General features: G+C 69.5%; 26 protein-coding genes. 5 read left to right on the plus strand and 21 right to left on the minus strand.

The features are described from left to right. Positions 1–6: 6 nt before the first annotated feature. The 6 genes from fahA to ACAM54_RS01665 form a co-directional block, all read right to left on the minus strand. Complete coding sequence (fahA, locus tag ACAM54_RS01640) at positions 7–1,281, minus strand: fumarylacetoacetase (RefSeq protein ID WP_369649606.1); 1,275 nt, start codon at positions 1,279–1,281, stop codon at positions 7–9. 25 nt (positions 1,282–1,306) lie between these two features. After that, the gene (locus tag ACAM54_RS01645; protein WP_369649607.1) at positions 1,307–2,284 is read right to left on the minus strand and encodes a Bug family tripartite tricarboxylate transporter substrate binding protein; all 978 of its coding nucleotides are present in this window, start codon (positions 2,282–2,284) and stop codon (positions 1,307–1,309) included. Then, a complete protein-coding gene (hmgA, locus tag ACAM54_RS01650; RefSeq protein WP_209537029.1) occupies positions 2,281–3,594 on the minus strand; it encodes a homogentisate 1,2-dioxygenase in 1,314 nt (437 codons plus the stop codon). Before hmgA ends, ACAM54_RS01645 begins: the two co-directional genes overlap by 4 nt. A 48-nt stretch (positions 3,595–3,642) precedes the next feature. Then, on the minus strand, positions 3,643–3,843 hold the full coding sequence (locus ACAM54_RS01655) for a DUF2783 domain-containing protein (RefSeq protein WP_192323402.1): 201 nt from the start codon (positions 3,841–3,843) through the stop codon (positions 3,643–3,645). Positions 3,844–3,851: 8 nt separating this feature from the next. Further along, positions 3,852–5,507, minus strand: coding sequence for an FAD-dependent oxidoreductase (locus tag ACAM54_RS01660; protein ID WP_369649608.1), 1,656 nt, complete (start codon positions 5,505–5,507; stop codon positions 3,852–3,854). A gap of 135 nt (positions 5,508–5,642) precedes the next feature. Next, entirely contained in the window at positions 5,643–6,602 is a 960-nt protein-coding gene (locus ACAM54_RS01665; protein WP_369649609.1) for an MBL fold metallo-hydrolase, read from the minus strand. A 145-nt stretch (positions 6,603–6,747) separates the two neighbouring features. Between ACAM54_RS01665 and ACAM54_RS01670 the strand changes: the two genes are divergently transcribed. Beyond that, complete coding sequence (locus ACAM54_RS01670) at positions 6,748–7,611, plus strand: IclR family transcriptional regulator (protein ID WP_369649610.1); 864 nt, start codon at positions 6,748–6,750, stop codon at positions 7,609–7,611. After that, a complete protein-coding gene (locus tag ACAM54_RS01675; RefSeq protein ID WP_369649611.1) occupies positions 7,608–8,354 on the plus strand; it encodes an NAD-dependent deacetylase in 747 nt (248 codons plus the stop codon). Before ACAM54_RS01670 ends, ACAM54_RS01675 begins: the two co-directional genes overlap by 4 nt. On the opposite strand, the gene ACAM54_RS01680 is transcribed toward ACAM54_RS01675, so the two are convergent. The 7 genes from ACAM54_RS01680 to ACAM54_RS01710 all read right to left on the minus strand — a co-directional run bounded on the left by ACAM54_RS01680 (position 8,351) and on the right by ACAM54_RS01710 (position 13,885). Continuing rightward, entirely contained in the window at positions 8,351–8,863 is a 513-nt protein-coding gene (locus ACAM54_RS01680) for a GFA family protein (protein WP_369649612.1), read from the minus strand. The two genes, ACAM54_RS01675 and ACAM54_RS01680, sit on opposite strands and share 4 nt — an antisense overlap. Positions 8,864–8,883: 20 nt before the next feature. Continuing rightward, the gene (locus ACAM54_RS01685; RefSeq protein ID WP_012745458.1) at positions 8,884–9,105 is read right to left on the minus strand and encodes a hypothetical protein; all 222 of its coding nucleotides are present in this window, start codon (positions 9,103–9,105) and stop codon (positions 8,884–8,886) included. A gap of 51 nt (positions 9,106–9,156) precedes the next feature. After that, complete coding sequence (locus tag ACAM54_RS01690; protein WP_209537026.1) at positions 9,157–9,828, minus strand: ABC-type transport auxiliary lipoprotein family protein; 672 nt, start codon at positions 9,826–9,828, stop codon at positions 9,157–9,159. A 10-nt stretch (positions 9,829–9,838) separates the two neighbouring features. Next, entirely contained in the window at positions 9,839–10,810 is a 972-nt protein-coding gene (locus tag ACAM54_RS01695; RefSeq protein ID WP_145742838.1) for an MlaD family protein, read from the minus strand. A gap of 14 nt (positions 10,811–10,824) precedes the next feature. Next, positions 10,825–11,643, minus strand: a complete 819-nt coding sequence (locus tag ACAM54_RS01700) for an ABC transporter ATP-binding protein (protein WP_369649613.1) — start codon at positions 11,641–11,643, stop codon at positions 10,825–10,827. Positions 11,644–11,665: 22 nt separating this feature from the next. Further along, on the minus strand, positions 11,666–12,832 hold the full coding sequence (locus tag ACAM54_RS01705; protein WP_369649614.1) for an MlaE family ABC transporter permease: 1,167 nt from the start codon (positions 12,830–12,832) through the stop codon (positions 11,666–11,668). 147 nt (positions 12,833–12,979) lie between these two features. Continuing rightward, the gene (locus ACAM54_RS01710; protein WP_369649615.1) at positions 12,980–13,885 is read right to left on the minus strand and encodes a LysR family transcriptional regulator; all 906 of its coding nucleotides are present in this window, start codon (positions 13,883–13,885) and stop codon (positions 12,980–12,982) included. 140 nt (positions 13,886–14,025) lie between these two features. Here ACAM54_RS01710 and ACAM54_RS01715 point away from each other — a divergent pair, with 140 nt between their 5' ends. Next, positions 14,026–15,654 (plus strand): GMC family oxidoreductase, encoded by a 1,629-nt coding sequence (locus ACAM54_RS01715; RefSeq protein WP_369649616.1) that lies wholly within the window; start codon positions 14,026–14,028, stop codon positions 15,652–15,654. Positions 15,655–15,776: 122 nt separating this feature from the next. Here the strand turns inward: ACAM54_RS01715 and ACAM54_RS01720 are convergent, their stop codons facing one another. Genes ACAM54_RS01720 through ACAM54_RS01750 form a run of 7 tightly spaced genes read right to left on the minus strand, consistent with a single transcriptional unit; the run spans position 15,777 to position 22,428 of the window. Further along, the gene (locus ACAM54_RS01720; protein WP_369649617.1) at positions 15,777–16,850 is read right to left on the minus strand and encodes an ABC transporter substrate-binding protein; all 1,074 of its coding nucleotides are present in this window, start codon (positions 16,848–16,850) and stop codon (positions 15,777–15,779) included. Between the two features lie 12 nt (positions 16,851–16,862). Beyond that, the gene (locus ACAM54_RS01725; RefSeq protein WP_369649618.1) at positions 16,863–17,993 is read right to left on the minus strand and encodes an NAD(P)/FAD-dependent oxidoreductase; all 1,131 of its coding nucleotides are present in this window, start codon (positions 17,991–17,993) and stop codon (positions 16,863–16,865) included. Next, positions 17,990–19,405 carry an FAD-dependent oxidoreductase gene (locus ACAM54_RS01730; RefSeq protein WP_369649619.1) on the minus strand — a complete coding sequence of 472 codons (1,416 nt, stop codon included), beginning with the start codon at positions 19,403–19,405 and terminating at the stop codon, positions 17,990–17,992. The genes ACAM54_RS01725 and ACAM54_RS01730 overlap by 4 nt, the downstream gene beginning before the upstream one ends. Next, positions 19,402–19,710 carry a (2Fe-2S)-binding protein gene (locus ACAM54_RS01735; RefSeq protein ID WP_145742825.1) on the minus strand — a complete coding sequence of 103 codons (309 nt, stop codon included), beginning with the start codon at positions 19,708–19,710 and terminating at the stop codon, positions 19,402–19,404. The genes ACAM54_RS01730 and ACAM54_RS01735 overlap by 4 nt, the downstream gene beginning before the upstream one ends. Beyond that, a complete protein-coding gene (locus tag ACAM54_RS01740; protein WP_369649620.1) occupies positions 19,711–20,505 on the minus strand; it encodes an ABC transporter permease in 795 nt (264 codons plus the stop codon). It lies immediately after the preceding gene. A gap of 4 nt (positions 20,506–20,509) precedes the next feature. Further along, positions 20,510–21,361, minus strand: a complete 852-nt coding sequence (locus ACAM54_RS01745) for an ABC transporter permease (protein ID WP_369649621.1) — start codon at positions 21,359–21,361, stop codon at positions 20,510–20,512. Then, positions 21,358–22,428, minus strand: a complete 1,071-nt coding sequence (locus ACAM54_RS01750; RefSeq protein WP_369649622.1) for an ABC transporter ATP-binding protein — start codon at positions 22,426–22,428, stop codon at positions 21,358–21,360. The genes ACAM54_RS01745 and ACAM54_RS01750 overlap by 4 nt, the downstream gene beginning before the upstream one ends. A 205-nt stretch (positions 22,429–22,633) precedes the next feature. Between ACAM54_RS01750 and ACAM54_RS01755 the strand changes: the two genes are divergently transcribed. Beyond that, the gene (locus tag ACAM54_RS01755) at positions 22,634–23,491 is read left to right on the plus strand and encodes an IclR family transcriptional regulator (protein ID WP_319428750.1); all 858 of its coding nucleotides are present in this window, start codon (positions 22,634–22,636) and stop codon (positions 23,489–23,491) included. 25 nt (positions 23,492–23,516) lie between these two features. Here ACAM54_RS01755 and ACAM54_RS01760 read toward each other — a convergent pair whose 3' ends face one another. After that, positions 23,517–24,017 (minus strand): hypothetical protein, encoded by a 501-nt coding sequence (locus tag ACAM54_RS01760; RefSeq protein ID WP_369649623.1) that lies wholly within the window; start codon positions 24,015–24,017, stop codon positions 23,517–23,519. A 217-nt stretch (positions 24,018–24,234) separates the two neighbouring features. Here ACAM54_RS01760 and ACAM54_RS01765 point away from each other — a divergent pair, with 217 nt between their 5' ends. Then, positions 24,235–25,773, plus strand: a complete 1,539-nt coding sequence (locus tag ACAM54_RS01765) for an aldehyde dehydrogenase family protein (RefSeq protein WP_369649624.1) — start codon at positions 24,235–24,237, stop codon at positions 25,771–25,773. Positions 25,774–25,818 lie beyond the last annotated feature (45 nt).

The raw sequence follows: 25,818 nt of genomic DNA on the forward strand, positions 1-25,818 counted from the left end.
CTTGCCCTAAGCCACCACGGTCCCGCTGACCTCTCCCAGGCCGATGCGCACCGCGCCCGCGCGCTCGCACCAGCCGCGGATCACCAGCGTGTCGCCGTCTTCGAGGAAGGTGCGCTTCTCGCCGTTGGGCAGCGTGATCGGCTGCTTGCCGCCCTGCGTGAGCTCGATCAGCGAGCCGGCCTCGTCGGGCTTGGGGCCCGAGAGCGTGCCCGAGCCCAGCAGGTCGCCGGGTTGCAGGTTGCAGCCGTTCACCGTGTGGTGCGCGACCAGCTGCGCGGCGGTCCAGTAGGCGGCCTCGGTGGTGTTGCCGCGCGTGAGGCGCGCGGGCGCCAGGCCTTCGGCGCGCATCTTCGCGGTCTGCAGCAGCACCTCGAGCGTGATGTCGAGCGCGCCGCCTTCGCGGTTCGAGGGCGCGTCCAGATAGGGCAGCGGCTGCGGATCTCCCGCGGGCCGCTCGAAGCGGGCGCGGAACGGCGCCAGCGCCTCCATCGTCACGATCCACGGCGACAGCGTGCTTGCGAAATTCTTTGAAAGGAAAGGGCCCAGCGGCTGGTACTCCCAGGCCTGGATATCGCGCGCCGACCAGTCGTTGAGCAGGGCCACGCCGAACAGGTGGTCTTCGGCCTCGGCGATGGCAATCGGCTCGCCGAGCGCATTGCCGCGGCCGACGAAGAAACCCAGTTCCAGTTCGTAGTCGAGCCGCTTCGAAGGACCGAAGCCGGGCTCGGCCGCATCCGGCGCCTTGGTCTGCCCCTGCGGGCGCTTGAAGACCTGCCCGCTCACGCCGATCGACGAGGCGCGGCCGTGGTAGCCGATCGGCACCCACTTGTAGTTGGGCATCAGCGGCTGGTCGGGGCGGAACAGCTTGCCGATGGTGGTGGCGTGGTGGATGCCGGTGTAGAAGTCGGTGTAGTCGCCGATGCGGCAGGGCACGGTCATTTCGGTCTTCGATTGCGGCAACAGTGCCTTGGCCCAGGCCGCCTGCCGGCCGCTGCCTTCGGCCAGGCCCGCAGAAATGGCCGCGCGCAGGGCCTGGCGCTCCTTCATGCTCGCGTTCATCAGCACGTTCATGTCGTCGGTATCGACCAGGCCGACAGCCTTCAGGTCGAGCACCTGGTCGCCGATGGCCACGCCGATGCGGAAAGCTTCACTGCTGCCGGCTGTGCGAAAGCGGCCGAAGGGCAGGTTCTGGATCGGGAAGTCGCAGCCGGCTCCGTTGGCGGAGGCGACCCAGCTGCGCAGCTTCGGGTCGTGGGTGGCGTTCAGTACGGTGGTGCTCATGGCATGTCTTTCTTTGAGATTCGGTTCAGTCGGCGGTCATGCCGGCTTTCCTGGCGACGTCGCCGAGGCGCTGGTATTCGGTTTGCGTGAGCGTGGCCAGCTCCTGCGCGGTCGAGCCGCGCGGCGAGAAGCCGGCCTGCTGCAGCCCGGCCTTCACCTCGGGCATCACGAGCGCCTCGACGAAGGCTTCGTTCAACGCCTTCACGATGGGTGCCGGCAGGTTCGCGGGACCGTACACGCCGAACCATGGGTCCAGCGCATAGCCCTTGAGCCCGGCCTCGGCCATCGTCGGCACCTCGGGCAGCGAGGGCGAGCGCGCCGGCCCCGCCACCGCCAGCGCGCGCAGCTTGCCGGCCTGGATGTGCGGCAGCGACGCCGGCAGGTTGTCGAACATCAGGCCGATGTTGTTGCCCAGCATGTCGGTGATGGCCGGGCCGCTGCCCTTGTAGGCCACGTGCACGAGCTCGGTGCCGGTCATCTGCGCGAACATCACGCCCGCCAGGTTCATCGAGGTGCCCGCGCCGGCCGTGGCGTAGGGCAGGCCGGGGTTCTTCTTCGCGGCCGCGATCAGATCGGACACCGACTTGATCGGCGAGCTCGCGGGCACCTCGAGCACGATGGTCGAGGTGCCCAGCAGGCTGATCGCGGTGAAGTCGCGGCGCGGATCGAAGGCCATGGCCTTGTAGATGTGCGGGTTGAGCGCATTGGTCGAGATGGCGCCGAAGCCGATGGTGTAGCCGTCGGGCGCAGCCTTGGCCACGGCATCCATGCCGATGTTGCCGCCCGCACCGCCGCGGTTGTCGATCAGCACCGGCTGGCCCAGCTTCTGCGAGACCTGCTGGCCCACGGTGCGCGCCACCAGGTCGGTGGTGCCGCCGGGCGTGTAGGGCACGATGAAGCGGATGGGCTTCGACGGGAAGTCCGCCGCGTGCGCCGCGAGCAAGGGCGCGGCGAGCAGGGCGATGGCGGCCGCGCGGCGCGTGATGGCGAATGCGTTCTTCATGGCTTGAACTGGTCCTTGAGACCCGCCCAGCAATCGGCGTAATCGGTGTCGAGCGCGGGGCTCTTGAGCGCGAAGTTCGTCGGAATGAAGCGCAAGCGGCTCTCGAACATGAAGGCCAGCGTGTTGTCGAGCTTGTGCGGCTTCAGGTCGGCATGCGTGGCCTTGTCGAAGGCTTCCTCGTCGGGGCCGTGCGGCACCATGCAGTTGTGCAGGCTCGCGCCGCCGGGCTTGAAGCCGCCCGGCTTGGCGTCGTATTCGCCGAGCACCAGGCCCATGAATTCGCTCATGAGGTTGCGATGGAACCATGGCGGACGGAAGGTGTTCTCCATCACCATCCAGCGCGGCGGGAAGATCACGAAATCGCAGTTGGCGGTGCCGGGCGTGTCGCTCGGCGAAGTCAGCACGGTGAAGATCGACGGATCGGGATGGTCGAAGCTGATGGAGCCGATCACCATGAAGTTGGCGGTGTCGTACTTCACCGGCGCCAGGTTGCCGTGCCAGGCGACCACGTTGAACGGCGACTGCTTGGCCGGCGCCTTCCAGAAGCGGCCGCCGAATTTCTTCACCAGCTCGTAGGCGCCGCCGTCTTCCTCGAAGGCCGCCACGGGGGCCTGGAAGTCGCGCGCGTTGGCCAGGCCGTTGGAGCCGATCGGGCCGAGCTCGGGCAGGCGGAATTGCGCGCCGTAGTTCTCGCAGACGTAGCCGCGCGAGAGGCCGTCGGGCAAGGCCACCTTGAAGGCCATGCCGCGCGGCAGCAGCGCGATTTCGCCGGGCTTCACGTCGAGCACGCCGAGCTCGGTCGTGATCACGAGGCGGCCCTGCTGCGGCACGATGAGCATCTCGCCGTCCGCGTTGACGAAGGCGCGGCGCTCCATCGAGCGGCCCGCGAGGTACATGAGCGAGCCGATGCCCACCTGCGATTCGGCATCGCCGTTGGCCGCGACCGTGTGCATGCCGTCGATGAAGTCCGCCTCGGCCGCGCCGCCGTCGAGCGGCATCGGGTGCCAGCGCAGCGGCTCGGGCGGCAGCGCGATCTCGCGGTCGGCGCCGGTGGTCCAGTGCGCCTGCGCATACGGCTGGTAGCGGCCCGACACCACCGAGGGTTGCCGGCGGTAGAGCCAGGTGCGGCGGTTCTCATGGCGCGGCGCGGTGAAGGCGGTGCCCGAGAGCAGTTCGGTGTAGAGGTCGAAGGGCGCGCGCTGCGGGTTGTTGCGGCCCTGCGGCAGGGCGCCGGCAACGGCTTCCGAGGCGTACTCGTTGCCGAAGCCGCTCTGGTAGCGCCGTTCGGTATCGTCGATGGGGTTCGTCATGGGGTTCTCTTTCGAAAAGCGCGATGAATGAGGTTGGAATGCGTGGGTTCAGCTGCCGCGTGCGGCCTCGAAGGCTTCGCGCAGCACGGCCAGCGAGCCGATGTGGTTGGCCAGCACGAGCACGAGCCGCGCATTGAAGGCGTGGCTCTCTTCGGTGGAAAGCCCCTGGTGCGCCTCGATCAGCGCCTCGTAGAAATCGTCCGGTGCTTCGAGGTTCGGTGCGGTGATCAGTTGTCGTTGCTGCTGCATGGTGGTCCTCATGCCTTGGCCAGTGCGCGGCCGATGGCTGCGCGGATGTTTTCTGCCGTGGGTTGCCGCCAGCGCGCGCACACATGCTGGTCGGGCCGCAGCAGGTAGACGGTGCCGGGCCGCGCGTCGTAGCGCTGCACGGCGAGCTCGCCTGCGGGTGTCGCGCCTTGCACGCGCACGACGTGCAGCGCAAGGTCGCAGGCCTCCAGCGCCTCCAGCGCCTCCAGCGCCTGCAGGCTGCGCTCGGCCGCCCCGCCGGTGCCGAACAGCAGCGCCGTGAACTGCGCCACGTGGCATTCGCGCAGCAGCCAGCCGCTGCCGCCGTCGGCGCGCACGATGGGCGCATCGGCCGCCGCGGCGCCGGGCACCATCGCACCCGCAAACACATCGGCATCGGGCGTGTTGAGCGGCGAGTCGCGCAGCACCGCAGGCACCGAGAGCCGCCCGCTGTTGACCAGCGTGCGCGCGAAGGCGTGGCGCTTGGTGAGCTCCAGCACCGCGTCGCGGAACAGCCGGCTCACCTCGCTCTTGGGCGTGATGAAGTCGGTGGCGCGCGTGGAGTTGCGGATGTTCTCGTCGGCCGCGTATTCGCGCTCGCTCGCATAGCTGTCGAGCAGCGCGTCGGGCGCCTCGCCCTGGAGCACGGCCGCGAGCTTCCAGCCCAGGTTGTCGGCGTCCTGCACGCCCGAGTTGGCGCCGCGCGCGCCGAAGGGCGACACGCCATGCGCCGAGTCGCCCGCGAACAGCACGCGGCCGTGGCGAAAGCGCTCCATGCGCTGGCAGGCGAAGGTGTAGACGCTGGCCCAGCCGATCTGGAACTGCACGCCCTCGAAGCCGATGCTGTCGAGCAGCGCGCGTACGCGCGGCGTGATGTTCTCGGGCTTGCGTTCTTCCACCGGGTCGGCGTCCCAGCCGAGCTGGAAGTCCACGCGCCACATGCCGTCGGCCTGCTTGTGCAGCAGCACGCTCTGGCCGGGATGGAACGGCGGGTCGAACCAGAAGCGCCGCTCCGTCGGCAGGTCCGCATCCATCGTGATGTCGGCAATCAGGAAGCGGTCGCGGAAGGTGCGGCCCTTGGCTTCGAGGCCCATCAATTGACGCAGGTTGGAGCGCGAGCCGTCGCAGGCGCCGACGTAGTCGGCGGCCAGCCGGTAGTCGCCCTCGGGCGTTTCGATGCTGAGCAGCGCGCTGTCGCCGCGCTGTTCGATGCCCGTGACCTTGTGGTTCCAGCGCAGGTCGATCAGCGGCAGCGTGGCGACACGCTCGACGAGATAGCCCTCGACGTAGTACTGCTGCAGGTTGATGAAGGCCGGGCGCTCGTGGCCGGGCTCGGGCAGCAGGTCGAAGCGGTAGACCTGCTCGTCATGGAAGAACACCTTGCCCACGTGCCACGACACGCCCTTGTCGACCATGCGGTCGCCGCAGCCGAGGCGGTCGAAGATCTCGAGCGTGCGCTTGGCGAAGCAGATCGCGCGCGAGCCGCTGGACAGGGTGTTGTCATTGTCGAGCAGCACCACCGGAATCTCGCGCAACGCAAGATCGATGGCCAGCGCGAGGCCGACCGGGCCGGCGCCGACGATCACCACGGGGTGGCGGGCGGGCGTGGACGCGTCCTGGTCGGCGTGGCGCCTGTAGTCGAAGCGCAGGCTTTGATAGTCGATCACGTTTTGTCTCCGTGTCTTTGTATTGCTCCTTCCCCCGCTGGGGGAAGGCTGGGATGGGGGCTGGCGGCGCTCGAAATTGGCGCTCTGCGTGCCCCCACCCCAGCCCTCCCCCGGAAGGGGAGGGAGCAGGACAGGTCAGCCTTCGAGCGCCTTCCACATCTCGATGTCGCGCTCGGCTGTCCACACGCGCGGATCGGCATGGCCCGAGGCCTCGTCGTACGCGCGGCTCACGTCGAAGGGCATGCAGTGGTCGAAGATCACCCACTGGCTGTACTTGGGCTTGAGCCTGGCGTAGGTGTCCTTGTAGACCGTGTTCAGGTCGCGCCCGGCCTTCACGCCTTCCTGCACGCTGGCGTACACGTCGGAGATGAAGTTGCGCGTGCCGGTCAGGCCTTCGGCCACTTCGGCCGGCGTGGTGAGCGCGGCGCCGCGGCCCGGCACCAGCGCGGCGGGCTTGAGCGCCGCGATGTTGTCCAGCGTCTGCGGCCAGTCCTTGAAGTAGGCGTCGCCCGCATACGGCGTCGCGCCGAACTCGACCAGGTCGCCCGACAGCAGCGTGCGCTCCTCGGGCAGCCACACGACCGTGTCGCCCTTGGTGTGGCCGCGGCCCAGCTGGATCAGCTGCACCTCGAGCTTGCCGAGCCACAGCGTCATCTTGCCCGTGAAGGTCATGGTGGGCCAGGTCAGGCCGGGCGGCACGGTCTCGACGTTCTGGAACAGGCGCGGAAAGCGGCCGATCTCGCTGGCCTTGTCCTGCTCGCCGCGCTCGACGATCAGGTCGCGCGTGTCCTGGCTGGCCAGGATGTGCTCGGCACCGTAGCCGGCCGCGCCCAGCACGCGCACCGCGTGGTAGTGGGTGAGCACCACGTACTTGATGGGCTTGTCGGTCACTTCGCGGATGCGGCGCACCACGTCGGCCGCCATGGCGGGCGTGGCCTGGGTGTCGGCCACCAGCACACAGTCGTCGCCGATCACGATGCCGGTGTTGGGATCGCCCTCGGCGGTGTAGGCCCAGGCGTGCGCCGAGATCTGGCTGAAGGTGATCTTCTTCTCTTCCATGTCGGCCTGGCTGGCGAATTTCTTGGCTTGGCTCATCGTGTGTCTCCGTCGGTTGGATCGAAATTTGAATTCGTCTAAAACAAATGAATTTGCGGTTAGCGAATTCCGAGAGTGTAAGCCCGAGATCAGTTCATGTCTAATCCCTTCTTCATGAACGAACAACCAGACGCCGAGGCGGGCCATGGCAGCCAGTGACACCGACCGCGCCGCCCAGCGCGGCATCCAGAGCATCGAAGTGGGTGGACAGCTGCTGCGTGCGCTGGTGCACCACGGCCGGCCGATGGCGCTGAAAGACCTGGCGCGCGAAGCCGACATGACGGCCGCCAAGGCCCATCCCTACATGGTGAGCTTCGGGCGGCTGGGCCTGATCGAGCAGGACCGCGCCAGCGGCCACTATCTGCTCGGCCCGCTGGCCTTGCAACTGGGCCTCATCAGTCTGCAGCAGGCCGACCCGGTGCACATTGCGACGCCGCTGATCGCCGAGGTCGCGCAGCGCATCGGCCACACGGTGGCGCTCGCGGTCTGGGGCGCGCGCGGTGCGACCATCGTGCGCACGGCCGAATCGCCGTCCCCGGTGCATGTGAACATGCGGCACGGCACGGTGTTCTCGCTCACCAACACCGCCTCGGGCCGGGTCTTTGCCGCCTACCTGGAGGCCGGTGCGGTGCGGCAGCTGCTCGACGCCGAGCGCCAGCGGCACAAGCTGCGCAAGTCCGGCGAGGAGCCGCCCGCGGCCGGCATGCCGCCGCAGCGGCCGCTGCCCTCGTGGAGCGAATTCGAGCGCCAGCTGCAGGAAGTGCGCGCGCACGGCATCAGCCGTTCCGAGGGCGAGGTGATCGAGGGCGTCAGCGCGATGGCGGCGCCGGTGTTCGACCACACCGGCGCCATCGTGCTGTCGGTCACGGCCATCGGCCCTGCCGCCATCTTCGACACCGCCTGGGACGGCGAAATCGCACGCGCGCTCAAGGCCTGCGCGGGCACGGTCTCCGCGCGGCTGGGCGCGACGTCTGCCGGAAGAAAGGCTTCCGCACCACTGGATCCATGAGCCTGGGCACCGCTTCTTCCCCCGCGTCTCCCGTCGAATCCGCCATCGCCCTGCTGGGCGCCGCCCGGCGCATCGCCGTGCTCTCCGGCGCGGGACTGTCCAGGGCTTCGGGCATTCCGACCTACCGCGACGCCGACGGCCTCTGGATGAACCAGAACGCACTGCAGTTCTCCCACGCCGAGGACCTGCAGCGCGATCCCAAGGGCTTCACCCGCTTCTGGGCCCGGCGGCTCGACACGGTCGAGGCCGCCCAGCCGAACCCCGGGCACGCGGCGCTCGCGCTGCTGCAGCGGCTGCGCCCGGCCACGCGCCTGATCACGCAGAACGTCGACGGCCTGCTCTCGATCGCGGGCGGGCTGGACGTGCTCGAACTGCACGGTTCGCTGCGCCGTTGGCGCTGCGACCACTGCGGCAACCGCCGCGGCCCCTGGCCCTTTCACCGCTGCATGCGCTGCGCCTCGCGCGCCCGGCCCGACGTCGTGATGTTCGGCGAGATGCTGAACCACGGCGTGCTGCACGACGCCCAGGTGGCCGCGCAGGAGGCCGACGTGTTCATGGTGGTCGGCAGCACGGCCGTGGTCTATCCGGCGGCCGAGCTGCCGCAGCTGGCCATGGCCCGCGGCGCCCGGCTGATCACGCTCAACATGGAGCCGCTGCCGCATCTGGACGAGGCAGCCTCGGTGGTCCTGCGCGGTGCGGCGGAGCTGCTGCTGCCGCAGCTGGTGGCGGGGATGGGCGGCTAGCTTTCGGAAGGCCTGGCCTCGCGCAGCGCACGCCAACGCGCGAGGCTTGCGGCAGGCCAGTACGCCTCGCGCTCGTAGTATTCGGTCACCGCGGGCGCGCCGGGCGGCAGCACCACCCAGGGCTGCTTCGACATCGTGAAAATGTGCAGGTCCGGCGGCAGCTGGTCGGGCGTATCGAGCGTGCCCACGCGGACGAAGCACACCGCATCGCCCGCACCGGCATAGTGGCTCCAGAGTGCGACACGGCAATGGGGGCAGCGAACGTACTTCTGGCCGCGTCCGCTGGCCGAAGGCGTCAGCACCACATCGACGGTGCCTTGCAGCAGTTGCATGTGCGCGGGTTCGATCAAGGCGTTGAGCGCGAAGGACGAGCCCGTTTCGCGTTGGCACCAGCGGCAATGGCAGCAGTGCACGAACAGCGGCGCAGCCATCATGCGGTAGCGCACGGCGCCGCAAGTGCAGCCCCCGTCGAGGGGCACGAAGGCATTGCCGTCAACAGCGGCGGCCATGGCGCTTCCTGGAAGGGCGCTCAGCCCTTCTTGCCGCCCAGCAGCACCAGCGCCCCGCCCACCACGATGGCGGCCACGCTGGCCCAGGCCGGGAAGTTGACCTGCTGCTTCTCCTTCACCGAGAACTCCAGCGGCCCCAGCTTGGCCTGGTGCGTTTCCTTCGTGAAGCTGAAGCCGCCGAGCCCGAGGCCCGCGATGCCGGCGACGATGAGCAGGATGCCGATGATGCGTGTGGCGTTCATGGTGAGGTCTCCTCCGTGGATGAAAAAAGCGGGCCGGGGCCGAAGCCGAGCTTACTGCCGCGGCTGCTGGTCCACCCACTGCACGACCTCGGCCACCGCCGCATCGGTGGCCGCGGCCAGCGCCTTGACGCCGCCGGGCGCATCGGCGCTCGGGGCCGGGCGGCGCACGGTGAAGGTGCGCTGGCCCAGCACGCGGTCGCCGCCGGTGGTGCCGCGGATCAGCGTGGCGCGCAGGCGGACCAGGCCGACGCTGCTGCTGGCCGAATCGAAGTAGTGGCTGAACTCGTCGAGCGAGATGCGCAGCGTGTCGGGCACCTTGCCCTCGGCGCGCGCGATGGTCGCGCTTTCTTCCGGACCGAGCACGGTACGCCGCTCGGCGAGCGCGTCGCGCAGCCGCTGGCGCAGCAGTTGCGCCGGCGGCAGGCTCCAGCGCGACTGCCCGTAGGGGCGCAGCTCGTTGGCATCGGCATAGCCAAGCCGGTAGAGGATCTGCGTGCCGTCGAGCCGCGTGTTGCTCTCGATCTCGGCCAGCGCGAGCGTGGGCAATGCGGCCGCGGGCGGGTTGGCGGCGGCGGCCGAGGCGGCCAGGCCGGGTCCGAAGTCGTACAGCGTGGCGCGCGCGGGCTTGTCGGGCAGCGCACCGCAGCCGGCGAGCAGCAGCAGCGCGAGGCCGGCACCGGCGCAGGCGGCGAGGCGCGGACGGGAGTGGGTGGTGTTCTTCATGGTCGTCACTTCAGGGGCGTCCGAGGGACGTGGTGGCGGGCGGCGCGGAGAACCCGGGCTCGCCGGGCCCGGCAGCGGTGCCGCCGTTGCCGAACAGCAGCGACTGCGGGTTGTCGTTGATGCTGTCGGCCGCGCGGCCGAGCCGGCGCACCGCGCGCGAGGTGTCGTCGGCCACGCGGTTCACGCGCGGCAGCGTGGCGGCGTTGAACGAATCGACCGACTGCGCCAGCGCCTTGGTGCCGTCGCTCAGCCGCTCGATCGGGCCGTCGGGCGCGTTGAGCCGGCCCACGGTGGTGTTGAAGTTGTTGGCCACGCGCGAGACGTCGCCGGCGGCCGTCTTCACCGACGACAGCGTGTTCGGCAGCGCTGCGAGCGCCGGGTTCAGCCCGGTCTTCACCGTGTTGTCGAGCTGCTTGAGCAGCGTGTTGGCGCTGGCCGAGGCCGCCGCGATGTTCTCGAGCGCATCGGCCGCGCGCTTCTGGTTCTCGTCGCCCAGCAGCTGGTTGGCGCGCTTGGTGGCCTCGTCGACCTGGTTGACGATGGCTTCGCCGCGGTCCTGCAGCTGCGCCAGCATCGAGGGCTTGAGCGGAATGCGCGGCGGATCGTCGTTGTTGGGCGCGAGCGCCACGTTCGATTCGCCCTTGTCGTCCAGCGCGATGAAGGCCAGGCCGGTCACGCCCTGGTAGCTCAGCGTGGCAAAGCTCGAGGTGGTGAGCGGCACGCGCTGGTCGACCGTGATGCGCACGCGCACGTTGCCCTTCGTCTTGGGGTCGAAGTCGATCGAGGTCACCTTGCCGACCGCGATGCCGCGGTAGCGCACCATGGCCTGCGGCTGCAGGCCGCTGACCGGGTCGCGCGTGGAGAGTTCGTAGATGTTGCGCACGGTGTTGTCGCGCGTGAACCAGACCACCAGCCCTACGAGCACGGCGATGAGGCCGAGCACGAAGGCGCCGGCGGCGATGGCATGGGCTTTGTTTTCCATGGTGTGGCTACCTTTCAGCGGGCCGCGCCGGCAGGGGCCGGCGGGGCTTTGGCGGGTTTGTCATGCAGGGCCTCCAGCGCGCGCTGGCCGCGCCCGCCCAGAAAATATTCGTGGATGAACGGATGCGGATACGCGATCACCTCGCGCGCCGAGCCGCTGACGATGACCTTGTGGTCGGCCAGCACCGCGATGCGGGTGCTCAGGTCGAACAGGGTGTCCAGGTCGTGCGTGACCATCACCACCGTCAGGCCCAGCTCGCGGTGCAGGCCGCGCAGCAGGTCGCAGAAGCTGTCGGAGGCCTCGGGGTCGAGGCCGGCCGTGGGCTCGTCCAGCAGCAGCAGCGGCGGGTCCATGATGAGCGCGCGCGCCAGCGCCACGCGCTTGATCATGCCGCCCGACAGGTCGGCCGGGCTCATGTTGGCATGCCGCGGCTCCAGGCCCACCATCTGCAGCTTGACCAGCGCCGCATTGCGGATCAGCTCGTCGGGCAGCAGCTTGAGCTCGCGCAGCGGAAAGGCAATGTTCTCGAGCACGCTGAAGGCCGAGAACAGCGCGCCGTGCTGGAACAGCATGCCGACGTTGGCCGCGCCCTTGGCGCTGAGCTCGCCCGGCGCCCGGCCCAGCACCTCGACCGTGCCCTTGGTCGGCTTCTCGAGCCCGAGGATCTGGCGCAGCAGCACCGTCTTGCCGGTGCCCGAGCCACCCACCAGCGAGAGCACCTCGCCGCGCTCGATGCGCAGGTCGAGGTCGCGGTGCACCACGACCTCGCCGTCGGCGCTCTTGAACACCGTCCAGAGCTTGCGGATGTCGACGACGACGTTCGAATCGTTCATTGGTGCACCCTTGGCGCTGCGCTCATGCCCGGAACCCCACGCCCTTGAACAGCACCGCGAACAGCGCGTCGACCAGGATCACCGCGGTGATCGAGGTCACCACCGACGAGGTCGTGCCGCGGCCCAGGCTCTCGGTGTTGGGCTTGACCTTCATGCCGAAGTAGCAGCCGATCAGCGCAATCAGGATGCCGAACACCGCCGACTTCGCGAGCGCGAGCCAGAGGTTCGAGATCGGCACCGCGCGCGGCAGCGCCGACAGGAAGTAGGCCGGCGAAATGTCGAGCGCGGCGTCGGCCGCGAGCATGCCGCCCGCGAGCGCCGCGATCGAGGTCCACAGGCTGATCAGCGGCATCGCGATGGCCAGCGCCATCACGCGCGGCATCACCAGCCTGAAGCCGTGCGGAATGCCCATCACGCGCATGGCGTCGAGTTCCTCGGTCACGCGCATCACGCCGATCTGCGCCGTGATGGCCGACCCCGAGCGCCCCGCGATCAGCACCGCGGCCAGCACCGGCCCGAGCTCGCGGATCAGCGACAGCCCGAGGATGTTGACCACGAAGGCCTCGGCGCCGTACTGGCGCAGCTGCTGCGAGATCAGGTAGGCCAGCACCACGCCGATCAACAGGCCCACCAGTGCCGTGATGTGCAGCGCCGTGGCGCCGAACTGGTAGAGGTGCCCCGAGAAATCGCGCCACGGCCCGCGGTGCGGCGCGCGCAGCAGCGAGAAGGCGTCGAGCGCGAGCTGGCCGATCAGTCCCACGAAGTCGCGCACCACCTCCAGCCCACGCGCGCCGGTGTGCGAGAAATGATGCAGCCGCTCGGCCAGCGTGGGCGGCGGTTCCTCGGGCGTGCCCACGGTGAACTGCGCGACCTGGTCGAGCACCGCCTTGTGCTGCGGCGACATCTCGAGCGTGGCGGGCCAGTCGTGGCGCCAGTGGTCCCACAGCAGCTGCGCGCCGATGTGGTCGAGCTGCTCGATCGGGCGCAGGTCCCAGGCGCGGTCCTCGGCCGGCGGCGCGCCTGCCAGGTCCCTTGAAAGCGCCTGCCACGCACTGCGCGACGACATGGCCAGCGTGGTCCAGCGGCCGCTGGCCACGGTCCAGCGGCGGCCGTCCTGCTCGCGCTCGTCGATGCGGGGCAACACGCTGTCGGCGGCGGGTGCGTCGGCAGGCGGGGTTGCTAGGGACATGATGCGGCGGTAGGGGGCGAAGTAAGAAGAAAGAGGCGGTCTGGAAGGGCGCATCGTAACCGGATGAGTCGGCTTTTCCGGTGCGCCGCGGCGCCGCTTTGCGTAGGGCGGAACGCCGTTTCGCGGGTCATTCGTGGCCGTTTGCGCTCAGTTCCAGGCCCGCGCGAGCGCGTTCCATGCGCTCGCGATCACCGGCTCGTTGCGCCGCGCCGCCAGCGACACGAAGCGCAGCGCGCAGTCCAGCTGCACGCGGTCGGCCATCACCAGGCCGTGCGACTGGCTCTCGCGGATGGCGATCGAGTCGCGCAAGAGGCTCAGGCCCACGCCCGATTTCAGCAGGTCGAGCATCGAGGCCTCCTGGTCCACCAGCGCCACGCGGCGCGGCGACAGCCCGAGCGGGCCGAACACCTTCTCCAGCAGCCGATGGTGCGCCGACTCCGGCGGCGTGGCCAGCCAGGGCAGCGCCGCCAGCGCCTTCCAGTCGCGCCCCAGCACCTGCGGCCCCCAGCCCGCGGGCGCGACCACGCGGTAGGTGAAGCGCGTGAGCGTGCGCGCCGCGAGCGGCGCCGGCGCAGCGGCATCGCCCCCGTCCGCATCGAGGTGAAACCCCACGTCGAGTTCGCCGCGCAGCACCTGGGCCAGCACCGTGCCGCTCATGCCGTGGCGCAGTTCGGTCTCGATCTGCGGGGCCGACTCCACCAGCTCGCGCAGGAACACGCCGAGCCGGGTGAACTCCGGGTCGAGGATGGTGCCGATGCGCAGCGCCCCGCGCACCGTGCCCTGCAGGTTGCGCGCCGCCTGCTGCAGGTCGCCCACGGCCGCGAGCACGCGCTCGGCCTGCGGCAGCAGCGCGGCGCCGTCGGCCGTGAGCGCCAGCCCGTGCGGCGTGCGCGTGAAGAGCTGGAGCCCGGTTTCTTCCGCCAGGCGCTTGAGCTGCAGGCTCACCGCCGGCTGCGTGAGGTGCAGCCGCTCGGCCGCGCGCGACACATTGCCCTCGCGCGCCGCCAGCACGAAGGCACGCAGAATCTGGAAGTCCAAGGTGGCGGCGGTCATATAAGGATGATTTATATGCCAACTGCGCCGAAATCATTGGCTTTTTGCCTGCAGCTTGGGGGAAACTGCCCGCAAAGGCCCTCGCAGGGCCCATGAGCACAAACAATATCGTCGACCTTTTCGGAGACAAGCCAGGCGCCATGAGCGACACCACATTCGAATACATCGTCATCGGCGGCGGCACGGCCGGCGCCCTGATGTGCAACCGGCTGACCCGGAAATCGCAGCAGCGCACGCTGCTGATCGAGGCCGGCCGCAAGGACGACTACCACTGGATCCACATTCCGGTGGGCTACCTCTACTGCATCGGCAATCCGCGCACCGACTGGCTCTACAGCACCGAGCCCGACGCGGGCCTCAACGGGCGCACGCTGCGCTATCCGCGCGGCAAGACGCTGGGCGGCTGCTCCAGCATCAACGGCATGATCTACATGCGCGGCCAGTCGCGCGACTACGACCAGTGGGCGCAGCTCACCGGCGACGACGCCTGGCGCTGGCAGAACGTGCTGCCCGACTTCAAGAAGCACGAGGACTACTACCTCGGCGCCGACGAGATGCACGGCGCCGGCGGCGAATGGCGCGTGGAGAAGCAGCGCCTGCGCTGGGACATCCTCGACGCCTTTGCCGAGGCCGCCGTGCAGGCCGGCGTGCCGCACAGCACCGACTTCAACCGCGGCAGCAACGAAGGCGTCGGCTACTTCCAGGTCAACCAGAAGAACGGTTGGCGCTGGAACACCGCCAAGGCCTTCCTGCGGCCGGTCTGCTATGGCCGGCCCAACTTCGAGATGTGGGTCAACGCGCATGTGACCCAGCTGATCGTCGAGACCCAGCCCGACGGCAGCCAGCGCTGCACCGGCGTGCGGGTGTGGGACGGCCACGAGATGGTGACCGCCCATGCCACGCGCGAGGTGGTGCTGTGCGCCGGCAGCATCGGCTCGCCGCAGATCCTGCAGCTCTCGGGCATCGGCCCGTCCGGCCTGCTGCGCCAGCACGGCATCGATGTCGTGCTCGACGCGCCCGGCGTCGGCGCCAACCTGCAGGACCACCTGCAGATCCGCGCGGTCTACAAGATCGACGGCGCGCCCACGCTCAACGTGCTGGCCTCCTCGATGTACGGCAAGGCGAAGATCGGGCTCGAATACCTGATGAAGCGCAGCGGGCCCATGAGCATGGCGCCTTCGCAGCTCGGCGCCTTCACCCGCAGTTCGCCTGAACACGAGTGGCCCAACCTCGAATACCACGTGCAGCCGCTGTCGCTCGATGCCTTCGGCGAGCCGCTGCACAGCTTTCCGGCCTTTACCGCGAGCGTGTGCAACCTCAACCCCACGAGCCGCGGCAGCGTGCGCATCAAGAGCCCGCGCTTCCAGGATGCGCCCGCGATCGCGCCCAACTACCTGAGCACGGATGAAGACCGGAAGGTGGCGGCCGATTCGCTGCGCGTGACGCGCCGCATCGCCTCGCAGCCCGCGCTCGCCAGGTACAAGCCCGAGGAATGGAAGCCCGGCGTTCAATACCAGAGCGACGAGGACCTGGCGCGCCTGGCCGGCGACATCGCGACCACCATCTTCCATCCGGTCGGCACGACCAAGATGGGTGCCGACGGCGACCCGATGGCGGTGCTCGATTCGAAGCTGCGCGTGCGCGGCGTGCAGGGGCTGCGCGTGGTCGATGCGGGCGCGATGCCGACCATCACCAGCGGCAATACCAACAGCCCGACCTTGATGATGGCCGAGAAGGCTGCCGGCTGGATTCTCGAAGACAACCGCTGAGTTTGCGCCCGGCCTTTTTTTTTTCGTGGGATGCCGCGGAACCGGCTTTGCCGGGCCGCTGGCGTCGCCCCCGGAAGGGGGTGGGCGAAGCGACACGAAGTGCGCGCAGACTGGGGGTGAGCCTATTTCTCGATCGTCTTGTTCCACCGCGCATTCCACGCAGGACGGTTCGCATTGATGCTGTCCCAGTCGATGGTGACCGCAGTCTTCATCCACTGGTTGATGTCGGCCACCTGCTTCACGCCGTCGCCCACCGCCGGAGCCTTGGGGTTGGTGGGAATCTGCGCGCCGTACTGCAGCACGTTGGCCTGGGCCAGCGGGCTCAGCAGGAACTCGGCGAGTTTTTGCGACAGCTCGGGCTCGCTGTTGTTCGCGATCACGCACTGGCCCACCATCAGCACCACCGCGCCTTCCTTCGGCGGCGCGTACTCCACCGGAATGCCCTTGGTCTTGAGCGCCGCCACGGCCGTGGGCGTGAGCGGGAAGATCGCGGCCTCGCCGGTCTGCACCATTTCCGACAGCTTGGCCGAGCTCGGGATGTACTCCAGCACGTTCGGGCCGATGGTGGTGGGCCAGGCCTTGAAGCCGGGCTCCACGTTCTTGTCGTTGCCGCCCTGGATGCGGTTGAACATCAGGAAGCCGTGCAGCCCGAAGGACGATGAGGACATCGACTGGAACACCACCTTGCCCTTGTACTTGGGATCGGCCAGGTCCATCCACGAGGTGGGCGGCGCCCAGCCCTTGTCCTTGAACATCTTCGCGTTGTAGGCCAGGCCCGTCATGCCCAGGCTCACGCCGCTGGCCATGTCGTCCTTGAAGCGCGCGGCCGGGTAGATCTCGGCGAGCGACGGGTTGGGCCGCTGCTTCTGGCACAGGCCCATGCCGATGGCGCGCACCATGATGCCGTCGTCCAGGAACATCACGTGCATCTGCGGGCGGTCCTTGTTGGCCTGCGCCTTCGCGAGGATGTCGGACGAGGTGCCCGGCACCACCACCACCTTGGCGCCGTAGAGCTTCTCGAAGGCCGGGAACACGTACTGCGTGTACGCCTTCTCCATGGTGCCGCCGTTCATGCCGATGTAGAGCGTCTTGGTCTGCGCGCCGGCCGCGCCGCCGGCCGCGAGCGCGGCCACCGCCGCCGCACCGAGCACGGTCCGGCGAAGAGAGAAGAAGGAAATCTTCTGGAAACGGGACATGGTGTTTTCCTTTCAGGGTGGGGTGGGGGTGAAGCGTTCGATCGAGAAGCTCTCGATCGGCGTGCTGCTGCGGCCGTCGCGCACGAGTTCGGCCAGCACTTCGCCGGCAGCGGGGCCGATCTGGAAACCCGCGCCCGAAAAGCCGAAGCCATGGAACAGGCCGGGCGTGGTGCGGCTCGGGCCGAGCACCGGCTGGCGGTCGGGCAGGTAGCCTTCGGTGCCGCTCCAGGTGCGGATGAAATGCGCATGGCGCAGCGCGGGCAGCAGCTCGACGGCCTGGGCGGAGAGCGAGGCGATGGCGTCGCGGTCGGAGCGGGCGCGGTCGGCATCGAGCGCGATGCCCTTGCCGCCGCCGCCCAGCACGAGGTTGCCGCGCGCCACCTGGCGGCAGTAGATGCCGCCGCCCTCCACGCCGAGGCTCCAGTCCATGAAGAAGGGCAGCGGCTCGGTCACCGCCATCGCGGGATGGCCCGATTGCAGCGGCACCTCTTCGCCGAACTCCGCGGCGATCGAGCCGGCCCATGCGCCCGCGCAGTTGAGCAGCGCCGGCGCATGCACTTCGAGCGCATTGCCCGAGCGCAGCATGAAGGCCTGGCCGTCGTGCGCCACCTCTTCGACCTTGTGGCGCTCGAAGACCTGCGCGCCCGCGCGCTGCGCCGCGAGCGCGAAGGCCGGCGACACCAGCCGCGGATTGGCCTGCCCGTCTTCCGCGCACAGCGAGCCGCCGACGGCGCGCGTGCCGAGCCAGGGGCAGCGCTCGCGCAGGCGGGCATCGGAGATCAGCTCGAGGCCCAGGTCGAAGTCGCGGCTCTGCGCACGGTAGCGTTCCAGCGACGCCATGTCGGCCTCGCTGCGCGCGATCTTGAAGTGGCCCGAGCGCAGGTATTCGCCGTCGGTGCCGATGGTTTCGCGCAGGCGGCCCCAGATGCGGTGTGCGCGCTGCGCCAGCGGCAACTGGTCGATCGGCCGGCCCTGGCGCCGCACGCCGCCGTAGTTCACGCCGCTCGACCGCGAGCCGCACAGGTCGCGCTCCAGCAGCACCACGCCGATGCCCATCTGCCGCAAGGCCAGTGCGGCAGACGCGCCGACGATGCCGCCGCCGACGATCGCGACGTCGGTGCGCAAGGTCTTGCGCCCGCTCATTCGCCGGCTCCTTCGGCGGATGGCGCGGCGGCCAGGTGGATCGGAATCGGCTTGATCGGTGCCTGGCCGCGCAGCCGGCCCACCTGCTGCAGCGGCAGTCCCGTGGCATGCGCGAGGATCTCGGCCGCCGCCGCGCCGCACATGCGGCCCTGGCAGCGGCCCATGCCCACGCGCGACAGCGCCTTCAGGCGGTTCATCTCGTCGGCGCCGTTCTCGGCAACGGCCTGGCGCAAGGTGCCGGCCGTGATGTTCTCGCAGCGGCAGACCACGAGTTCGTCGTTGGCATGGGCGGCCCAGTCCTGCGGCACGGGGAAGGCACGCTCCAGCCCTTCCCGGAATCCGCCGAGCTTTTGGAGCTTGCGTTCGAGTTCGGCGGCGCGCGCTGCGTCGACCGCCACGCCGTTGTCGGCCAGCAGCGCGAGCGCTGCGCGTTCGCCCGCCCACTCGGCCGCATCGGCGCCCATGATGCCGGCGCCGTCGCCCGCAAGGTACACGCCGCGCACGCTGGAGCGGCCGGCCGCATCGCGCACCGGCAGATGGGCGCGGTGCAGCGGTGCGAATTCGAAGCGGCAGCCCAGCAGGTCGGCCAGCTGCGTTTCGGAGCGCAGCGCATGGCCGAAGCCGACGGCATCGCAGGCCAGCGTGCGTTCTTCGCGGCCGTCGTGCCACGCCACGCCGGCCACGCGGCTCTCCTGCGCATCGCCGAGCACGCGCAAGGGCCGCACGCCGCCGTGCAGCGCCACGCCGTGCGCGCGCAGCCAGGCCACGTAGTACACGCCCTTCGCGAAGACGGCGGGCTGCCGCAGCATCGCGGGCGCGGCGGCCAACTGGTCGGCGAGCCGCGCCGTGTCGAGCACCGCGGCCACCTTCGCGCCGGCCTTGGCGTACTGATACGCCACCAGATAGAGCAGCGGGCCGGTGCCCATGAACGCCACGCGCTCGCCGATGGCGCAGCCCTGGAACTTGAGTGCCACCTGCGCGCCGCCCAGCGTGTAGACGCCGGGCAGTGTCCAGCCCGGCACCGGCAGCACGCGGTCGGTGGCGCCGGTGGCGACGATCAGCTGGCCGTACGGAAGGCTGGACGTGCTGCGCGTCGGGCCGTGCAGCACGTCCAGCCGGCCGCCTTGCGCATTCCACACCAGGCTGTCGGGACGGTAGTCGATGCGTTCGCGCAGCGCGTCGAAAGCGGCATGCACCGCATCGGCGCGGCCGGCCTCGAAGCCATAGAGCGCCTGCGCGCTGCGCTGGGCCAGGCTCGCGGGCGGCCGCCGGTAGATCTGTCCGCCGGCGCGCGAAGCCTCGTCGATCACCACCGGCCGCAGGCCGTGCGCCACCAGCGCCTGCGCGGCGCGCACGCCGGCCGGCCCGGCGCCGACGATCACCGGCTGCACTGCGGCAGAAGAAGCCGTCATGCGCCGCTCCTTCCCGTGACCAGCGCCATGCCCGGCGCGATGAAGGTGGAGCAGGCGCGCAGGCGCTCGCCCTGCTCGGTGGCGATCCAGCAATCCTGGCAGGCGCCCATCATGCAGAAGCCCGCGCGCGGGGCGCCGCTGAATTCATTGCGCCGCAACTGCGCGGCCTGCGTGAGCACGGCCGTCAGCACCGTGTCGCCGACGAGGGCCGAGGCGGGCTGGCCGTCGAGCGTGAAGGGCACCGCGGCGCGGCCGGTCTCGGCCACGCGATGCAGCAGCGGTTGGAGGGGCGGCAGGCTCGTCATCTATCGGCGCCCCACCAGCACGCGGTCCAGCCCGTAGACGCGGTCGAGCACCACCATCGCGACGGCCGTCACCGCCACCATCAGCGCCGACACCGCCGCCATCAGCGGATCGATCGACTCGGTGGCGTACATGTACATGCGCACCGGCAGCGTCACGGTGCTGGGCGAGGTGACGAAGATCGACATCGTCACTTCATCGAAGCTGTTGATGAAGGACAGCAGCCAGCCGCCCGTGACGCCCGGCAGGATCATCGGCAGCGTGATGCGCCGGAACACCGTGGCCTGGCTCGCGCCCAGCGAGAGCGCGGCCTGCTCGGCGCTGCGGTCGAAGCCCACCAGCGCGGCCACCACGAGCCGCAGCGTGTAGGGCGTGACGATCAGCGCATGCGCCATCACCAGCCAGCCGAAGCTGCCCGTGCCGCCCACCAGCGCGAACAGGCGCAGCAGGGCCACGCCCAGCACCAGGTGCGGAATGATCAGCGGCGAGAGGAACAGGCCGTTGAGGAAGTCGCGCCCCGGAAATTCGTAGCGCGTGATCGCCATGCCCGCCGGCACCGCGAGCAGCGTGGCGATGGTGGCCGAGCTCAGCGCGAGCCACAGGCTGTTCCAGAACGACTGCATGAAGTCAGGATGCGCGAACACCGCCTGGAACCAGCGCAGCGAGAAGTGCGTGGTCGGGATCGTCAGCGTGTTCTCGGGCGTGAACGCGACGATGCACACCACCACCAGCGGCGCCAGCATGAAGGCGATGACGAGCGCGTTGAACGCGAGGGCGAGAGGGCCGTTCTTGGTCATTGGATCACCCGAGCGCCTTCTTGTAGCGGCCTTCGACGAGGCGGTTGTAGCTCAGCATCACGACCAGGTTCGCAGCGAGCAGGGTGAGCGCGACGGCGGCGCCGAGCGGCCAGTTGAGCTCGCTCAGGTATTCGTCGTAGACGATGGTCGCGACCATCTTCAGGCGTCGTCCGCCCAAGAGCCCCGGAATCGCGAACGAACTCGCAGCCAGGCCGAACACGATCAGGCTGCCCGAGAGAATGCCCGGCATCACCTGCGGCAGCACGATGCGGCGCAGCGTGGTGAACGGCGAGGCCTTGAGCGAGAGCGCGGCGTTCTCCACGCCCGCATCGAGCTTCTGCAGCGAGGTCCAGACCGGAATCACCATGAAGGGCAGCATCACGTGCACCAGCGCGACGATCACTGCGGTCTCGGTGTAGAGCATCTTCACCGGCCCGATGCCCACCAGCCGCAGCAGCCCGTTCACCGCGCCCTCGGGTCCGAGCAGCATGCTCCAGCCGAAGGCGCGCACCACCACCGACACCAGGAGCGGCGCCAGCACCACCAGCAGCAGCACCGAGCGCCACGGGTTGCGCATGCGGCTCAGCACGTAGGCCTCGGGCGCGCCGACCAGCACGCAGATCAAGGTGACGAGGCCCGAGATCCAGAAGGTGCGCCAGAAGATGCCGTGGTAGTACGAGTCGGTGAACACCTGCGCGTAGTGCGCGAGCGTGAACTCGCCGGCCTTCGGGCCGGTGGCCGGGTCGTAGACGTTGAACGACAGCACCGCGGTGAGCGCGAGCGGCACCACCAGCAGGGCCGCGAACAGCGCCAGCGCGGGCCCCGACAGCCACCAGGGCGTGGCCTTGTTCTTCATGCCGCCACCGCCTCGCCGGCCGGCAGCAGGCGCGTGCAGTGCGCGGGCCAGTCGATGCCGGCGGCATGGCCCTCGTCGAGCGCGTCGCGGCCGTCGTTGGGGCTCAGCACCATCAGGTCGCCGGCGGGCGTGCCCAGGCGGTAGAGCCACTGGCTGCCGAGGAAGAAGCGCTCCAGCACCTGGCCGTCGAGGCGGCCGCGGCCGGCCTCCACCAGCTGCAGCTTTTCGGGGCGCACGCTCATCAACACCGCATCGCCCGGCTTGTAGGCGGTGTCGTCGACCTCGACCGCGAGCGCGCCCACCGCCACATGGCAGCTGCGCGCGCCGCTGGCCGTGACGCGCCCGTCCAGCAGGTTGGCCTTGCCCACGAAGGTGGAGATGAAGCGCGTGCTCGGGTGCTCGTAGACGCGGTGCGGGTGGTCGATCTGCGTGGCGCAGCCGCCTTCCATCACCACCACGCGGTCGCTGATCGACATGGCCTCGCTCTGGTCGTGCGTGACCATCACCGTGGTGGTGCCGACCTTGCGCTGGATCTGGCGCAGCTCGAACTGCATCTCCTCGCGCAGCTTGGCGTCGAGGTTGGAGAGCGGTTCGTCCAGCAGCAGCACCGGCGGCTCGATCACGAGTGCGCGGGCCAGCGCCACGCGCTGGCGCTGCCCGCCCGAGAGTTCGCGCGGGTAGCGCGTGGCGTGCGCTTCCAGGTGCACCAGCGCCAGCGCCTGCTTGACGCGCTCGGCGCGTTCGGACTTCGGCATCTTGCGCATCTCGAGGCCGAAGCTCACGTTGTCGGCCACCGTCATGTGCGGGAACAGCGCGTAGGTCTGGAACACGATGCCCAGGCCGCGCGTGTTGGCCTTGGCGCGCGTGATGTCCTTGCCCGCGAGCTCGATGTGCCCGCTCGACACCGCCTCGAAGCCCGCAATCATCTGCAGCGTCGTGGTCTTGCCGCAGCCCGAGGGGCCGAGCAGCGAGACGAACTCGCCCTTCTCCACCGCGAGGTTCATGGCCGACACGGCGCGCGTGGCGCCGTAGAACTTGGTCACGTCGGTGAGCCTTAGGAATGACATGGAAGGGCCTTTCTGCGGGATCGGAAATGGCGTGCAACACCTTGGTGCATGCCACGGACAAAGAGAGAACTTTCAATTCACTCTATTGCAACGATCACGCCAGTTCGCCTCGGGTATTCCATTAATCAGAATATTTTTTAAATTTATTCCAATCAATGGAATATCATGAAGAGAATCGATCTCAAGAATTCCACAGGAGCAAGGTATGGAAACCCCCTCGGCGGCCAGCGGCGGCGTGCCGCGTGTCTTTTCGGTAATCCGCGCACTCGGTGCGGTGCAGGCCGAGGGCGGCCGCGTGACCCAGATCGCACGGTCCGTGGGCCTCACGCAGGCCACCACGCACCGCCTGCTGCAATCGCTCATGGCCGAGGGCATGGTCGAGCAGGACGAGCGCAGCAAGCTCTACCGGCTGAGCATCGATTTCTTCGCGCTCGCCGCCAGCGCCGGCAACCCCGGCGACCTGCGCTCCATCTGCCGCCCGGTGCTGCTGCGCCTGTGCGCGAGCCTGGGCGACAGCATCTTTCTGCTGGCGCGCAGCGGCTTCGACGCGATCTGCCTCGACCGCAGCGAAGGGCCGTTCCCGATCCGCTCGTTCACGGGCGACATCGGCGGGCGCATCGCGCTGGGCGTGGGGCAGGGCGCGCTCGCGATCCTGGCCTTCCTGCCCGAGGCGGAACGCGAGGAAGTGATCCGCTTCAATCTTTCGCGCGTGCGCGAGTACGGCGTGTACGACGAGGTCTACCTGCGCACCGAGATCGAGCGCGTGCGCCAGGCCGGCTATGCGGGGCGCAACACCGGCCTGCTCGAAGGCATGGCCGGCGTGGCGGTGCCCATCCTCGACCGCGAGGGCCGCGCGGTGGCCGCGCTCAGCGTGGGCACCATCGCCGACCGGCTCAATGCCGACCGCATGCCCACGGTGGTGGAACTGCTCAAGCGCGAGGCGGCGGCCATCGGGCCGAAGATCAATCCCTTCGATGCCACCTTGCGGCGGCCGGCGCAGAGCCTGGCGGGCTCGCCGGCGGGGCAGAAGATCCCGTTGCCCGAAGCGCCCGGTCCCGCATAGGCGCGGCGGCGGCGCCGGCCGGCGTTCACTTGAGCTTCCTGTCTTCGCTCTTGGCTTCTGCCATGGCCTCGGGCTCGAGCTCCTCGGCGTAGCGGTTGAGGCGGATGAAGAGGCCCCAGCCTGCCATCAGCAGGCCCACGGCACCGAGCATGGCGGCGCCGTGCAGCATCAGCTCGGGCGCCTCGCGGGCCTTGAAGGTCGCGACCAGCCCTTCGACCGCGACGGCGACCACGATCACCACCATGAAGCGCGAGAGGAACCTGCGCACCCGCGTCGGCGCGCCGATGTGTGCGTCGCGGACCACTTCCTCTTCCAGCACCGTCTGGGAAATCTGCAGTGCCACGACCCCGGCCGCCAGCAGCCCCACCGCCTCGATGACCGCCTCGGCCGCCGGAAGGTCCAGGCCCCGCATGACCGCGCCCCAGCCGGCGCGCGCCGCAATCACGACCAGCACGAGCGATGCGGCTGCAAAGGCCAGCGCCATCAGCGCGTGGATCGCGGCGTAGAGGGAGTGGATCACTTTCATGGCGGCAGGGTGGTTGCGCGTGGGGATGAAATCTTCGGCGCCGGGCGGCGGCTCGCGCGTAGGCGCGCAGCCCGTCGCATGCTGGGCGAAAGAGCAGTTCATTCCCCAAACGCATCAGGTCCTTCCGTTTTTTCACTAGGCAAGCGCGCGGGATTCGCTGATATTGGCCGGGTTTCCTGCCCCTTCCGTCCTTCCTCCTCCCTGCCGGAGCGCGCTCATGTCCGAAGCCCAAGCCCCTCTCTCCCTCGCCACCGAAGTCGAACAGCTGCTGCAGCGCCTGGGCGTGCCCCGCGGCGCCCATACCGGCGGCGAGCTGACGGTGCGCTCGCCGGTCACGGGCGAGGTGGTCGCGCAGGTGCGGCAGACCAGTGCCGCCGAAGCGGCCGCGGCCATCGGCCATGCGCACGAAGCCTTCAAGGCGTGGCGCGGCGTGCCCGCGCCGCGCCGCGGCGAACTGGTGCGCCTGCTCGGCGAGGAACTGCGCGCCGCCAAGGCCGACCTCGGCCGCCTCGTCACGCTCGAGGCCGGCAAGATCCCGTCCGAAGGCGCGGGCGAGGTGCAGGAGATGATCGACATCTGCGACTTCGCGGTCGGCCTCTCGCGCCAGCTCTACGGCCTCACGCTGGCCACCGAGCGCGCCGAGCACCGCATGATGGAAACCTGGCATCCGCTGGGTGTGTGCGGCGTGATCTCGGCCTTCAACTTCCCGGTGGCCGTGTGGTCGTGGAATGCGGCGCTGGCGCTGGTGTGCGGCGACTCGGTGGTGTGGAAGCCGTCGGAAAAAACACCGCTCACGGCGCTGGCCGTGCATGCCATCGCGCAGCGCGCCCTCGCGCGTTTCGGCGATGCGCCCGAAGGCCTGCTCGGCCTGCTGCTGGGTCAGCGCGACATCGGCGAGGTGCTGGTCGACGACCACCGCGTGCCCATACTTTCCGCTACCGGCTCGACCGCGATGGGCCGGCAGGTGGGGCCCAAGCTGGCCGCACGCTTTGCGCGCGCGATCCTCGAACTCGGCGGCAACAACGCGGCCATCGTCACGCCCTCGGCCGACCTCGACCTCACGCTGCGTGCCATCGCGTTCTCGGCCATGGGCACGGCCGGCCAGCGCTGCACCACGCTGCGCCGCCTGTTCGTGCACGACAGCGTGTACGACGCGCTGGTGCCCAAGCTCGCCAGGGTTTACGGCAACGTGCAGGTGGGCGATCCGCGCGAGGCCGGCACGCTGGTTGGGCCGCTGATCGACCGCGCCGCCTTCGACGGCATGCAGAAGGCCTTGGGCGAAAGCCGCGAGATCGGCGCCACGGTGCATGGCGGCCAGCGCGTGGAGGGCATCGGCACGAAGGACGCCTTCTATGTGCGCCCGGCGCTGGTCGAGCTCAAGTCGCACGACGGCCCGGTGCTGCGCGAAACCTTCGCGCCCATTCTCTATGTCGTGCGCTACAGCTCGCTGGACGACGCCATCGAATGGCACAACGCGGTGGGCGCGGGCCTGTCGTCGTCGATCTTCACGCTCAACGTGCGCGAGGCCGAGCGCTTCCTGTCGAGCGCGGGCTCGGACTGCGGCATTGCCAACGTCAACATCGGCCCGAGCGGCGCCGAGATCGGTGGCGCCTTCGGCGGCGAGAAGGAAACCGGCGGCGGCCGCGAAGCCGGCTCCGACAGCTGGAAGGCGTACATGCGCCGCGCGACCAACACCATCAACTACTCGACCGCATTGCCGCTTGCCCAGGGCGTGACCTTCGAGATCAACGACTGACCGACTCCGGCCTTGTGTTCTTGCCGCGCGGCGTTTCGCTGCGGC

The organism is Variovorax sp. V93, from assembly GCF_041154485.1.
GTDB lineage: Bacteria > Pseudomonadota > Gammaproteobacteria > Burkholderiales > Burkholderiaceae_C > Variovorax > Variovorax beijingensis_A.